11 protein-coding genes are annotated in these 14,751 nt (G+C 40.3%); 7 read left to right on the forward strand and 4 right to left on the reverse strand.

What is annotated here, in order from left to right; all coding sequences use genetic code 11:
• Positions 1-86 precede the first annotated feature (86 nt).
• From THETH_RS00720 to aglA, 4 genes are all read right to left on the reverse strand, one after another.
• A complete protein-coding gene (locus tag THETH_RS00720) occupies positions 87-1,958 on the reverse strand; it encodes an ABC transporter substrate-binding protein (RefSeq protein WP_013931471.1) in 1,872 nt (623 codons plus the stop codon).
• 236 nt (positions 1,959-2,194) lie between these two features.
• Positions 2,195-3,283: a mannonate dehydratase gene (uxuA, locus tag THETH_RS00725; protein ID WP_013931472.1), complete on the reverse strand. Its 1,089-nt coding sequence runs from the start codon at positions 3,281-3,283 to the stop codon at positions 2,195-2,197.
• Between the two features lie 7 nt (positions 3,284-3,290).
• The gene (locus tag THETH_RS00730; RefSeq protein WP_013931473.1) at positions 3,291-4,901 is read right to left on the reverse strand and encodes a mannitol dehydrogenase family protein; all 1,611 of its coding nucleotides are present in this window, start codon (positions 4,899-4,901) and stop codon (positions 3,291-3,293) included.
• Positions 4,902-4,921: 20 nt separating this feature from the next.
• Positions 4,922-6,331, reverse strand: coding sequence for an alpha-glucosidase AglA (aglA, locus tag THETH_RS00735; RefSeq protein WP_013931474.1), 1,410 nt, complete (start codon positions 6,329-6,331; stop codon positions 4,922-4,924).
• Between the two features lie 122 nt (positions 6,332-6,453).
• Between aglA and THETH_RS00740 the strand changes: the two genes are divergently transcribed.
• The 7 genes from THETH_RS00740 to THETH_RS00770 all read left to right on the forward strand — a co-directional run bounded on the left by THETH_RS00740 (position 6,454) and on the right by THETH_RS00770 (position 14,714).
• Complete coding sequence (locus tag THETH_RS00740; protein WP_013931475.1) at positions 6,454-7,323, forward strand: fumarylacetoacetate hydrolase family protein; 870 nt, start codon at positions 6,454-6,456, stop codon at positions 7,321-7,323.
• Between the two features lie 25 nt (positions 7,324-7,348).
• Positions 7,349-8,314, forward strand: coding sequence for an acetylxylan esterase (locus THETH_RS00745; RefSeq protein ID WP_013931476.1), 966 nt, complete (start codon positions 7,349-7,351; stop codon positions 8,312-8,314).
• 279 nt (positions 8,315-8,593) lie between these two features.
• Positions 8,594-9,577 (forward strand): ABC transporter permease, encoded by a 984-nt coding sequence (locus THETH_RS00750; RefSeq protein ID WP_013931477.1) that lies wholly within the window; start codon positions 8,594-8,596, stop codon positions 9,575-9,577.
• Positions 9,578-9,651: 74 nt separating this feature from the next.
• On the forward strand, positions 9,652-10,695 hold the full coding sequence (locus tag THETH_RS00755; RefSeq protein ID WP_083815758.1) for an ABC transporter permease: 1,044 nt from the start codon (positions 9,652-9,654) through the stop codon (positions 10,693-10,695).
• A 15-nt stretch (positions 10,696-10,710) separates the two neighbouring features.
• Positions 10,711-11,715, forward strand: a complete 1,005-nt coding sequence (locus tag THETH_RS00760; RefSeq protein ID WP_013931479.1) for an ABC transporter ATP-binding protein — start codon at positions 10,711-10,713, stop codon at positions 11,713-11,715.
• On the forward strand, positions 11,685-12,740 hold the full coding sequence (locus tag THETH_RS00765; protein WP_052295946.1) for an ABC transporter ATP-binding protein: 1,056 nt from the start codon (positions 11,685-11,687) through the stop codon (positions 12,738-12,740). Before THETH_RS00760 ends, THETH_RS00765 begins: the two co-directional genes overlap by 31 nt.
• Positions 12,741-12,755: 15 nt before the next feature.
• A complete protein-coding gene (locus tag THETH_RS00770) occupies positions 12,756-14,714 on the forward strand; it encodes an ABC transporter substrate-binding protein (RefSeq protein WP_013931481.1) in 1,959 nt (652 codons plus the stop codon).
• The last annotated feature ends 37 nt before the right edge of the window (positions 14,715-14,751 follow it).

Below are 14,751 nucleotides of genomic sequence, written 5' to 3' on the forward strand. Positions count from 1 at the left end.
CCCAGTTATTTGTGCTTGTCAATAGCAATTCTAACAAAACCGGGGGGACAGACCCCCCGGTTTTGCTTGTTTTTTTACAACTTTCATCATTTCTTTCCAGTTGGTTTGAGGAACGGCAACATGTACTTGAAGTTCGGCCAGTGATGGTATGGTTGTGCGTACATATTCTCGGCTCCAGGATAATTTGTCCAGTAATATTCGTCCCAAGCTATGACTCCTGGATAGTTGAAGGTCGGGATCGACGGCATTTCTTCTACCAGCAATTTCAAGCCTTCAATACCAAGTTTTATGATATTTTCTGTATCATTCCAGTCGGTTACCTTAAGTTTTTCGACGATTTCATCCATCTTCGGGTTCATCCATCTTGCATAGTTACCCCAAGCTGCGTTTTCACCAATTGGTACCATGTATTGTGAGTGGAATGGATTCAAGACTCTGTAAAGATCAGGGTGACCACCCCATGGTTCTGCTGCTGGCCAGTCCGAACTCACTTGGAAATTACCTTGCTGCACAACGGTTGGTTGATCGAAAACCACAACATCCACATCTATACCGAATTTTCTCCATTCTTGTGCAACTGCAAATGCGTTCCTGTACGCTGGATGAGCTGGGTTAGTGTTGGTGCAGTAAACCGTTATCTTCCAAGGTTCACCATTTGGTAACAGCCAACCACGTGTTCTTGGATCTCTCTTGAATCCGTTCTTGATCAAAAGCTTTTCAGCAACATCGGGTGCGTACTTCCACCAACCAGGACCAAAGATGTATTTAATTTCGTTTGGATCTTTTGGTACTGGATAACCTCTCTTTCTCGCATACTCTGCCAGTCTTTGACCAGCTGTTGGATCATATGGCTTGAACTTCTGTCCACCACCAAGATCCAATTCAAATTCTTTCAACCAAGGCTCTAATTTGTTGAAGTACCAGTCCATATAAGCTTTGGTTAATGGTATATGTATTGGGCTCAACGTAACGGCACCGTCGAATGCATTGGCAGCATATTCAACTATATCAATGGCAAGAGTTAAAGCCCATCTAACTTCTTTGTTGTTGAATGGTTCTACCATGTTGTTGAATGTTATACCTGTGATGCATGGGTCTATGTTGACAGTCCATGGATAATCTTTTCTCCAAGCTCTTGCAGTTGTATTTTTCATAAGGACTGCTCTAAGAGTTTCCATTGTAAGGTCTGCTGCGTCAAGCTGGTGTCGAACCATTGCAAGCACTTGTTTGGCTGGATCTCCGTATGTCACAAATGCCACATACTTGGGTTGTGGCATACCATAAAGCATTCCTGTTGGTGTTCTTTGCCAGTCTTCTCTTCTTACCCAGATTGTCCAGTAACCTCCAGCGTCATAACTATGAAGTACATATGGTCCTGTTCCAACTGGTGGGTTGAATTCAAAAGTCAGTGGATCTGCTACTTTCTCAAATACATGTTTTGGAAGAGGTCTAAATCCACCCCATCTGTCAAGAAAGTAAGTATGGAATCTTGAGTTCGGCTTGTTAAGCTCTACAACAACGGTGTAGTCATCCACTTTTCTAACGCTCTTAACTTCTTGCATTTGCGAGTTGTATGCAAAACCAGGCGTATTTTTAGAAAGTTCAATTGAGTAAACCACATCATCTGCCGTGAATGGCACCCCATCGCTCCAATACACGCCTTTTCTGAGCTTGATCGTGAGTTGCGTGAAATCTTCGTTATAAATTGGTGGCTCTGCCGCTAGTGCGTTGATGATTTCACCAGTTGCGTATTCGACACACCAAAGAGGCTCAAGCAACAAGTTGTGCAATCCTCTGTCAAACCATTTCCAACCGACCCACAAGTTAAAGTTACCAGGTGTTCCAACACGGCCGGTCAGTTGGTTGGTGATGAAAGTTTCATGGCGTGGAACATCTAATTGGGCAAGTGCTAACAGTGTGTAAGAAATGATCAAAAGAGCTACTAGCAGTTTCCTCACCTTGATACACCCCCTTTTAATTTTAAGGATCGTTTACAATTATAGATGTCCACTCCAAGCTAAGCAAGCCTGATTATCTGGAATTATGGTTGAGCTGACAAAATAATTCTGAAATTTTCCTAGAGATACTGCCTAAATCTTCCAAAATCTACTTTTTTCTTTGAATTTCTCGTTTTTTCTTTCCCGAAAATAATTAACATATCACAAACAAAGCACCCCGGTTGGGGTGCTTAAAATCAGCATTTAACGTATTTTGTGCACATTTTATCTACAGCTTCCCACAGTCCAATTATGTAAGTTATTCCAAGCGCTCTGTCATACAATCCATAACCTGGTATCGATTTTTCGTTCCATATCGTTCGTCCGTGATCTGGACGGATGTATCCATCGAATTTAATCTCATACAGCGCTTTGATTATTTCAAACATATCATAAGAACCGCAAAAGGATGGATGAGCTGTTTCGTAAAACACTTTTTCCCCAACGATTTTGACATTTCTTAGATGTACAAAGTGTATTCGTCCCATGCTACCAAAGTACTTTATCATATCTACCAAATTGTTGTCCTTTCTCACACCGAGCGAACCCACACAAAAAGTCAAACCATTGTATGGACTATCCACCGCTTTGAGTATTCTTTCAATGTTTTCCTTACAAGTGACGATTCTTGGTAGTCCAAAAACAGACCACGGTGGGTCATCTGGATGAATAGCCAACTTGATTCCAACTTTTTCACAAACTGGTATCACGTTTTTCAGAAAATAAACCAAGTTTTGAAACAACTTTTCTTCATCGACATTTTCGTACATCTTCATCACTTCAGCTAGTTTTTCAAGTCTTGACCATTCCCAACCAGCCAAGATAAAACCTTGCGAGCCACTTTTAACTTCTTCCACAAGTTCTTTTGGCCCGCGCCCTGCTATGAATTTATGATCGTATTCCATAACCTTTGAGCCATCAGGTAATGTTTTGTGCAGATTTGTCCTTACCCAATCGAAAACTGGCATGAAATTATATACTACAACTTTAATTCCTATCTTTGAAAGGTTGATCAACGTTTGGCAGTAATTTTCGATGTATTTGTCCCTCGTTGGTAAGCCAAGTTTGATGTCTTCATGAACGTTGACGCTTTCAATTACTTCAAGCTTCAAACCAGCTTGTTCCACTTTGTGCTTCAGCTCAACAATCTTTTCAAAGGGCCACACTTCTCCAACCGGTATGTCAAAAAGTGCTCCAACAACTCCTTCAACACCTGGGATTTGTCTTATTTGTTCTAATGTCACCGTATCAAATTTCTCTCCAAACCATCTAAAAACCACGTGCATTGTTTTTTCACCCTCCAAAATATTTTTCCAAAGTAGCTTTTACAGCTCCAGTACCAGCTATCAAGGATTTAAACATTTCTTCAATTTTTTCACCAATTCCTACTTGGTAAAGATTAACTGCAAACAATCTTTCGTTGCTTAACACATCTTTCAAATTATCTCCAACCGTTTCCGGATGACCAAATGAAACTTTACAGACATATTTTCTCAAATCGTCCAACAATGGATCGGGACTTAAAGTCAACGGATTTCCATTATCGTCGATTCCCATCAAATATCTCAACCACCCTGCTATCGCAAGTGGTATGCACCTAAGTTGCCTTGGATTCAAATCTTTTCTTGTTGCGTAAGATTTTATGGTTTCTCCAAATCTTATGGGAACCTTTTGAGAGGTATCTATCAAAATCCTCTGTGGTGTATCCGGTATGTGTGGATTTGACAATCGTTGGTTTAAAACCTCTTCTAAAAACTTTCTTGGAGATATCACCCCTGGATCTGGTGTAACCACAAGCCCTTCTTCTCCCACACCTTTTGCCAGTTTGAATATCAAAGGATCTTTCATACATTCTGCAATTGTTTTGTAACCCAACAAATGACCGTAGATTGAAATTGCTGTGTGCAATGGATTTAAGCATGCTGTAACTTTCATCCTTTCTGCCTTTTCAACGGTTTCCCTATCGGTTACAAAGACATTTTTTCCAGATTTTTCAAAAATAGGTCTTCCATTTGGGAACATATCTTCTATCAGCAAATACTGTGTTTCTTCCATGTTCACAAACGGTGCAATGTGAGTATTTTTTTCTGTCAGTATTGGTTCCATGCCCTCAATTCCCAAACTTTTAAGATGTTCCTCAACGATTTTAGAAGGGCCAGGCACGATTTTATCTATCATCGACCAAGGAAAAGCAATTTCGTTGGACAAATAATCCAAAAATTCTTTTTCAACTAATTTCTTTTGTACCCAGCCTTCTGCAATTTCCCTTAAAGATGAGAAAAGTTTTTCCCCATTTCTTGCAAAATTGTCCAAACTCAAAAGCGCAAGTTTATACTTACCTGCTCTAAATCTTTCGTACAGCAGCGCTAGAACCTTTCCCATGGAAGATTGCGGTTTGCTCGGCCCATTGTTCATATCTTCGGCAACTTGTTTGTAAAAGTTTCCAGCTGCATCTTTCAAATTGTACCCTTTTTCGGTGATAGTGAAGGAAACGACTTGCAAGGATGGATTTTGGAAGATTTCTGTTAACCTGCTCCAATCCTTTGTAGCTGGATTTGCCTTTAAAGCTTCTGTGATGCTTGCTATGATTTCTTTATCCATAGAACCGTCATTTTTCAAGGTAACTGCTATTGCCAAATTATCATATGGAACAAAAATTCTGTCGATTATTTCATAATCAAAGAGTTCGGCAGCAATCACACCTTTGTTGGATAATTCTTGCTCCAAAAGATTTTGCGCAAGTCCAGCTATAAAACCTCTGAAGATGTTGCCAGCCCCAAAATGAAGCCAGGTTGGTTCTTTCATCGTATTCTCTTTAGTTTTTTCAACATCGAACTTTGGTACTTTTACACCAACTTTTTCCCAAAAATCTGCATTCTTCAAGGAAGACTTGTTCAGTCTCATTCCAATACCCCCTCCTTTTATCACCAATTGAAATATTTTCTCATTTCTTCGTTGAACGGTTGTTCCATGATTTCGTCTAGAACTGCAACAGCTTGTTCATACGATTTCGTTCTTGGATCTCTTATCAACGCTTCAATTAACACATTTTTATCTCTTGAAACTATGGCTTCATAGGCAAATTCCATCGCTATTATTTTTGGATACAAATAAAAATACACAATCCTATCTGTCAAAGGGGGATCAATTTTTTCAGCTCGCAAACCATTTTTATCAACCCAAACTGGAACTTCTACTATGAGATCTTTCGGAAGTTTTTCTATTGAGGAATTGTTCAGAACGTTTAGAACTAATCTAGTTTTTTTATCATATGTGATGGCACATATAAAAGGTATATGTTGTTCACCACTTAATGTTCCTTTTCTAAAAACCTGTGGCCAAATTTTGGTAAGTTCTATTTTTGGATCTTTCTCAACTTCCTTTGCAAGCTCGATCATTTTCTTTCTTGCCTCTCTCATTGCGTCGTGAAATCTTGGTCTTTCCACTTCGTTATCTATAGCACCAAATTTTCCATACCATTTTTTCTTTGTCTCAAGGTTGTAATGATATTTCCACGAGCCATTCCTGACGGTGTCACCTATCGGAAGCATTCCATAAAACTTGTACATATCTATTGCAGCTGGTGAAAGTTGCGTATCCCAAGGATTTTTTGGTTCCCAGTTTTTTGATTTCTTTTTGATCCATTCATCGAAAAGTTCATATGCGTTTTTTCCTTCGTACAGAAATCTGTTTAACCATATGCCGTGATTTACACCTGCTACCTGCCAATCCACTTTAGTTGGGTCAAGTTCAAGGGCTTCGAATACTGCGTAGACTCCAGCCACACCATGACAAAAACCTACAATTTTGACGTTTGTAAGTCTCGTAACAATTTGAGTGATGTCGAAAACAGGATTTGCAGTTTGCATCAACCATGCGTTGGGTGCCAATTTTTCCATCTTTCGAGCTATTTCCAAGGCCAGCATCACATCTGGATAAGAAGCCAAAACGTAAGAATAGGTTGAGACCATGTTGAACTCGCGACTGTCTATACCTCTATAATATCCATGTTTCTCTCCTATTTCTGTTACACGGTCCCAACGTTCGTAACCGTCTTTGAGATATCTTCTGTCATAAGGATAAGCAGTGTTGATTATGAAATCTGCGCCATCAACAGCTACATCAAGTGACAGGGTTTTTTGAATGTTTATCGTCGAACCAAGCTCACAAGCGTATTTTTTGGCAAGGACAAAAGAGGTGTTAAGCCTTTCTTCATCGATATCCATAAGGCAAACCTCAGTTTTATCGTTTGAAAGTTCTTCAGTTTGCGCTATGTCTCCAACCAACTGCAGGGCAAATCTAACACTTCCCGCACCAATTATGGAGATTTTCACACATATCCCTCCTGATGGTTCAACCGACATCAAATTGATGATATCATCTTTTATGAAATTGATGAATATGCTAAACTAATAGTTAAAACCGAAAATTTAAATTTTTTCAAGGAGGGCTGTGTATGCGCTTTGCCAGCTTTGAATGGAAAGGCAAAAAGCTTTGGGGTATTGTCGATGCTGAAAATCAGTTGGTCTGTCCAGCGGAAAGACTGTTTGAAGGAGCTTATCCGTCGACTCTTCTTGAGTTTTTGGCAATCAGCCATGGTGATCTTTCTAAAATCAAGATTCCAGAAGACAAAGGCAGTTGGATCAAATTTCAAGAAGTAAAATTTTTTGCTCCATTTCCAAAACCTGTGAGAAATGTATTTTGTGTGGGAAGAAATTATCAAGATCACGTAAGAGAATTGTCCAAGAAAGACCTTGAGATTAAGCATCCTCAATTTTTCACTAAGGCAACAACAGCCGTTACAGGACCTTATGATGATGTTTACATTCATCCCGAGGTTACATCTCAAGTTGATTATGAGGCAGAGCTAGCCGTTGTCATAGGTAAACCAGGAAGGAACATACCTGAGGATAGAGTTTATGAATACATATTCGGTTATACGATAATAAACGATCTCACCGCAAGGGATCTTCAAAAGAACCACGAGCAGTGGTTTAAAGGAAAAAGCTTGGATAGCTTTTGCCCAATGGGACCATGGATTGTAACAAAAGACGAAATAGGATGGCCTGTAGAACTTGATATAAAAAGTTTTGTCAATGGGGAGCTTAGACAAAATTCGAACACAAAACACATGATTTTCTCCATATCTAAGCTAATAAGTATCCTTTCACAGGGTATGACCTTGTTACCTGGAGATGTGATTGCAACAGGAACACCAGCTGGTGTTGGAGCAGGATTTACTCCTCCAAAGTTTCTCAAAAGTGGCGATGTTGTAAGGATAGAAATAGAAAAAATAGGATTCATTGAAAACAAAATGGTTGGATGAAAGACATTTCAGGAGGTTGGTAAATATGGTCTTTGAAATGCCATTTGAAAAACTGAAAACTTACATGGGGACGAATCCTTGCCCGCCAGATTTCGATGAATATTGGCAACGAGCGTTGGAAGAAATGAATAGCATAGATCCAAAAATTGAACTTATAAAAGAAAAATCTATTGAAGCACCTTATGCTGAATGTTATAATCTTTTTTACACCGGGGTTCGAGGGGCAAGGATCAGAGCACAATTTATTAAGCCAAAGAAAATCGACAAACCTTGCCCTGTTGTAGTGCGATTCCACGGTTATCAACGTGAAGCAGGGGACTGGTCCGATAAATTTGCATTAGTTGCAGCAGGGTTTATAGTTGCGGCTATGGATGTACGCGGGCAGAACGGATTGTCAGAAGATGTTGGTGGTCATAAAGGGAACACTGTTTTTGGTCACATCATAAGAGGGCTTGACGGAGATAAAGACAATTTGCTTTTTAGGCATGTGTTTCTGGATGCAGCCGAACTTGTCAAAATTCTTGTTAATTTTCCAGAAGTTGATAAAGAAAGAATAGCAACCTTTGGATTTTCGCAAGGTGGCGGTTTAGCGTTGGCGTGTGCAGCTTTATCTCCCTATGTTTCACGAGTAGTCTCAGTTTATCCATTTTTAAGTGATTACAAGAGAGTTTGGGAAATGGATCTTGCAAAGGATGCTTATGAGGAAATTCGAATGTACTTTAGATTCAAAGATCCGCTTCATGAAAGAGAAGATGAGATTTTCATGAAGCTTGGATATATAGATGTTCAGCATCTTGCAAAATGGATTAAAGCAGAGGTTTTGATGGTGACAGGTTTGATGGACACTATTTGTCCTCCATCAACACAATTTGCGATTTACAATAAGATCAAAAGTAAAAAGAAAATGCTTATCTATCCTGATTATGGTCATGAAAACATACCTTATTTGAACGATAAGATCTTCATGTATTTCATGGAAATGCTTAAATGACCCCCATCTTGCGGGGTCGTCTTTTTTGTTTAAATGTTTAAATAATCATTCCCAGAAGGAACAAAATTTCATGCAAAGAAAAAGAAAGATTTCTGAAGCAATAACAAGCTACACAAAGCTAGAAAAAGCTGACCAAGGTTGATCTGCCGATAATTGGGAATCTTTTTAATTAATTGGGAATTATGGCCTTTGACTATTCTGATTATCACCAGTATAAATACTTATGAACTAAACGTAAATATCCTTAACAAAATCTGTTAATAACTTGGGGGGCTGATAATGCTTAGATTCATTGGAAGAAGAATTCTTGCGGCGATACCTACTTTGTTCGCAATTGCAGTGATATCTTTTATAATCATCGAACTGCCGCCAGGTGATTATCTCACGACTTATGTAGCAAATTTAAGAGGCAGCGGTGAACCTATAGATGAAGCAGAACTAGAAATTTTGAGGCAAAGATATGGCTTGGACAAACCCTTGCTAGTCAGGTTTTTCAAGTGGTTTACAGGTTTATTCAAAGGTGATTTTGGTTATTCTTTCATGTGGGAAAAACCTGTGGCAGATTTGATTGGACCAAAGATTTGGTACACCGTTCTCATATCTGTGTTGTCAACAGTTTTTGCTTGGGTTACAGGTTTTCTCATAGGTGTTTACTCAGGTACGCATCAATATTCAATAGGTGATTATACGTTCACCGTTCTTGGTTATATTGGGCTTGCAACTCCAAACTTTCTTTTGGCATTGATTTTACTTTGGTTTGCCTTCACCACATTTGGTGTGACTCTTGGAGGATTGTTCTCCCCAGAGTATGTTAACGCTCCGTGGAGTTGGGAAAAGTTTGTGGATTTGTTAAAGCACATATGGATACCTGTAATTGTCATAGGTACGGGAAGTATGGCAGGGTTGATACGAACGCTTCGAGCAAACCTGCTGGACGAGCTTGAAAAGCCCTACGTTACGGCTGCAAGAGCAAGGGGTGTTCCAGAAAAAGAATTAGTTTGGAAATATCCACTTAGAGTAGCCGTGATACCCTTTGCCAGTACCGCTGGTTGGGCTTTACCAGGTATTGTTTCAGGTGCTGTTGTAACTGGAATTGTTTTGAATCTACCAACGGTTGGAACAATTCTTTTGGATGCTTTGATGTCGCAAGATATGTATTTAGCAGGAAGCTTGGTGATGTTCTTAAGCATTTTCACCGTTATAGGTACAGTAATTTCAGATATTCTTTTAGCCTGGTTAGATCCAAGAATACGCTTGGAATGAGGTGAAAAAGCGTGGCAAGAAAAGATCTTGAAGAAAGATCAGAAGAATTATATCTTGCTCCAGAATGGAAACTGATGTGGTGGCGGTTCAAAAAGAACAAATTAGCAGTGACTGGTTTGATAATTCTGTTTGTACTTTATGTTTTAGGAATTTTCTGTGAATTTTTTGCACCTTATGATCCTAATAAAACGTTCGCAAGATATGTTTATGCACCTCCACAAAAAGTTCATATCTTCAGAGATGGTAAGTTAGTAAGGCCTTTTGTGTACGCCTATAAGATAGAAAGAGATCCTGTAACTTTGAGGAGAATCTATACAGAAGACAAAACAAAGCCTTTGTCGATAAAATTTTTCGTTAAAGGGGATCCATACAAATTTCTTGGCATTTGGAAGGTAGATGTTCACTTCTTTGGGGTTGAAGAAGGAACAATTTTCTTGTTTGGAACTGACAGAATGGGTCGAGATATGTTTTCAAGGATACTCCACGGTGCAAGAATATCCACGACAATTGGTTTGGTGGGTGTTGCAATCAGTATGATTTTGGGAATAATAGTCGGGGGCATTTCTGGTTATTATGGTGGTATGGTGGACAACGTCATTCAAAGAATTATCGAGATCATCATCAGCATACCAACTATACCACTTTGGATGGCGTTGGCAGCGGCTTTGCCAAGACATTGGTCCCAGGTAAGAGTTTATTTTGCTATAACGGTTATCCTTTCTTTGGTTGGATGGACTGGTTTGGCAAGGGTTGTTAGAAGCAAATTCCTAGCTCTTAAAGAGGAAGATTACGTTGTAGCGGCGAGGATTGCGGGTGCAAGTGAGTTTAGAATAATTTTCAAACATATGCTTCCAGCTTTAACAAGTCATTTGATCGCTTCTGTGACTTTGGCGATACCTGGGATGATTCTTGGTGAAACTGGTTTGAGTTTCCTTGGTTTAGGTTTACGTCCACCAGCCATCAGTTGGGGCGTTCTTTTGCAGGAAGCACAAAACATCCGAACACTAGCTCTATATCCATGGCTTTTGATACCTGCTTTGTTCGTGATAGTGACTGTGCTTTGCTTTAACTTTGTTGGCGATGGATTGCGGGATGCAGCAGATCCTTACAAGGTATAAGGAGAGGTTGGTTTTATGGAAACGCAGAAAGTTTTGAAAGTAAAGAACTTAAAAACTTATTTCGAACTTGACGAAGGAACTGTTAAAGCAGTTGATGGAATTTCTTTTGAGGTAAAAGAAGGAGAAATTTTTGGGCTGGTTGGAGAATCCGGTTGTGGAAAGAGTGTAACTGCTTTATCGATAATGCGTATACTTCCAAAAACCGCAAGGATCTTAGAAGGAGAAATACTTTTTTCTCCAAACGGTTCAAATACGTTGAATTTGGTGGAATTTGATCAAGAAAGTGATGAATTGAGGAAGATAAGGGGAAAGGATATAACGATGATATTTCAAGAACCTGCAGCTTCTTTCTCTCCTGTTTACACTGTTGGAGAACAGATAATGGAAGCAATTTTATTGCACAAGGATGTGACAAAATCTAAAGCAAGGCAAATGACGATAGAAATGTTGAAAAAACTCAGGCTGCCAAATCCTGAGAAGATCTTCGATGCATATCCTTTTGAACTTTCTGGTGGGATGCTTCAAAGATGTATGATTGCTGCTGCTTTGGTTATGAATCCAAAGATATTGATAGCAGATGAGCCTACGACGGCGTTAGATGTGACTATCCAAGCTCAGATACTTTATTTGATGAAACAACTGCAAAAGGAATATGGAACTTCCATAATCTTGATCACCCACGATATGGGAGTAATAGCTCAGATGGCAGATAGAGTTGCTGTGATGTACTTAGGTAAGATTGTCGAATGTTCTGCAGTTTATGAAATCTTTTCCAATCCACTTCATCCATACACCAAAGCTTTGCTTGCTTCCATCCCAGGACTTGGAGCGCGCAAATCGAAGTTGGAGACAATCAAAGGCAACGTACCTGATCCGTACAATTTACCTTCAGGTTGTCGTTTTCATCCAAGATGTCCGCAATTTATAAAAGGATTGTGCGATGTAGAAGAACCGCAGCTTGTTGAAGTAAAACCCGGACATGTGGTTCAATGCTTTTTGTACAAGGGAGTGAGATCGTGAAAAATTCATTGCTTGAAGTAAAGAATCTGAAGAAATATTTTCCAGTGATGCGTGGCTTTTTCAAAAAAGTTGTTGGTTATGTAAGGGCTGTAGATGATATCAGCTTTGACATAAAAGAGGGCGAAACTTTGGCTTTGGTTGGCGAATCTGGGTGTGGAAAGACAACAACAGCCAAGTGCATTCTTCGTGCAATTGATCCAACAGAAGGTCAGATCATTCTTCGAGTGGATGGGAAAGAGGTTGATCTGGCCAAACTATCCAAGAAAGAGTTGAAGCCTTACAGAAGGTATATGCAAATGGTTTTTCAAAATCCTTATACCTCTCTCAATCCAAGGATGAAGGTAAGGGATATAATAGCTGAACCATTGGTGGTGAACAAAGTAGCCAGCGGTAAGGAAATAGAAGACAGAGTAGCAGAGTTAATGAAAGCTGTTGGACTTCATCCAGACTACATGGTTCGATATCCGCATGCTTTCAGCGGTGGTCAAAGGCAGAGAATAGTTATAGCCCGTGCTTTGGCTTTGAATCCAAAACTTGTTATCTGCGATGAACCTGTAGCAGCTTTAGATGTATCAATAAGATCGCAGATACTTAATTTGCTTGCTGAGTTACAAGAAAAGTTTGGTTTAACTTATCTTTTCATCTCACACGATTTAGGAGTGGTGTACCACATAGCAGATCGTATTGCAGTGATGTATCTTGGAAAGATAGTTGAATTTGCCCGCACAGAAGAACTTTTTGAAAATCCAAAACATCCTTATACAGAAAGCTTGCTTAATTCTGTTCCAAAGCCTGATCCTAGTTTTCGAGCAGAAAATCTTCGACCTATCGAAGGCGAGGTACCAAATCCCATGAATCCACCAAGTGGATGTTACTTTCATCCAAGATGTCCTTTTGCGCAGAAGGTTTGTCAAGAAGAATCACCAAAGTTTGAAAACCTTGGCACAGCCGAAGAACCACATTTTGTTGCGTGCCATTTTGCTGAAAAGCTTGCCTTGAAGGGAATGTCTGTTAAAACACTTTGAGGGGGAGGTGTTGGTATGAGGGTTAAGTTGTTGCTGATTTTAGCCTTGGCTGTTTTGGTGGTCTTGAGTTTCGGTTGGAGTGTTTACGCCACGCCAGAGGAATACTACAAGGCTACTGGCAAGAGGATCACACAGTACAAAGAGTCACCGATGCTGACAGAACTTGTAAAGCAAGGGAAGCTTCCACCTGTTGAGCAAAGGTTACCAGAAGAACCGCTTGTGATCGTGCCGGAAGAAGAAGTTGGACAGTTTGGAGGAACTTGGAGAAGAGTCTGGAAAGGTCTAGGTGACAGATGGGGGATTTTCAAGCTTGCAGAACCTCACCTTGTTTACTGGAGCGCTGATGGTGGAGAATTCTTACCAGGTCTTGCCAAGTCTTGGGAAATACTTGAGAACGGAAGGATCTTCATTTTCCATCTTAGAAAAGGTGTGAAATGGTCAGATGGTCATCCTTACACAGTTGATGACATCATCTTCTGGGTTGAAGATCTTGTCGGTAACGACGATATAACACCAACAAAGCCTGCATGGTACAGACATGGTGGTCAAACTGTCAAAGTAGAAAAGATAGACGATTACACAATCAAATTTGAGTTTGCAGCGCCAAACGCTTTGTTCATGCTACAAGTTGCCTATAGCACAGGCTTTACAGGTGCGCCCAAGCATTATCTGAAGCAGTTCCATCCGAAGTACACGCCGATGTCTGAGATAGAGAAGGTCATGGCACAGGAAAAGCAAGACACATGGGTGAACTTGTTCAATTTGAAGAACGATCCGATAAGGAATTTGGAGTTACCAGTTCTTTGGACGTGGAAAGCGGCGTCTGATCCATCTGGACAGTTCTTCATAATGGAGAGAAACCCGTACTTTTGGGCAGTTGACATTGAAGGGAATCAACTTCCGTACATTGACTATGTGAGGCACGAGTATGTGATGAGCGATGAAATGATTCTCTTGAAAGCCATAGCCGGTGAAATCGATATGCAGCACAGGCACATTGGTATGCTTGGAGCTGGTGCAGGTAACTACACGCTGCTGAAAGAAAACGAAAAGAAGGGCGACTACAGGGTGCTTAATTGGATAACCGCAAATGGTTCTGTCAGCCAATTGATGTTCAATCCGAATCATCAAGATCCAGTTTTGAGGGAGTTATTCAACAACAAGAAGTTCAGGCAAGCTTTGTCGTTGGCGATAGACAGGGAAGAGATAAGCGAAGTGTTGTTCAATGGTATGGCGAAGCCGAGGCAAGCGTCGTTTGTCAGTGGGTCGGCGTATTATGATCCTCTTTGGGAGAAGGCATATGCTGAGTATGATGTGAAGAAGGCGAATCAACTGCTTGATGAACTTGGGTTGAAGTGGGATGCAAAGAAAGAATACAGACTCAGACCGGATGGAAAACCGTTGCAATTCACAATACAGGTTACAAGACAGGTTGATGTTGACGTTTGGACAATGGTTAAGGAGCATTGGAAAAAGATAGGAATCAAAGTAGAGGTTCAGAGCTTAGAAAGAAGTCTTTATGAATCAAAAATAGGTTCAGGCGATTATGACGCTCAAGTTTGGTCAATGGATAGAGCAGTTATACCGCAAGCTGAACCTGTTTGGGTTATACCAGGCAGCACAACCTACGCGGCTGCATGGTGGGCTGCATGGGGAAGCTGGATTGATGCTTACAAGAAAGGTGAACAACCACCTGCCGATGCAGCTGTACCACCTGAGGATGTCATAAAACTTGTCGATCTATGGGAACAGGCCAAAAAGGAGACTGACCCAGCAAAGTTCAAACAGATCATGGCTGAAATAACGAAGATTCACAGGGAAAACATTTGGATGATTGGAACAGTTGGAGAGGACATAGCACCAGTTGTGGTTAAGAACAACTTTAAAAATGTTCCTGCAAAGATTGTGTCTGACGACATCCTTAGAACTTACATCAACGCAATGCCAATGCAGTTCTTCATAAAACAGAAATGACAAAAACTCCGGGGGCAAAAAGCCCCCGGTTTTCTGG

This window comes from Pseudothermotoga thermarum DSM 5069, from assembly GCF_000217815.1.
GTDB classification, from domain to species: Bacteria; Thermotogota; Thermotogae; order Thermotogales; family DSM-5069; genus Pseudothermotoga; species Pseudothermotoga thermarum.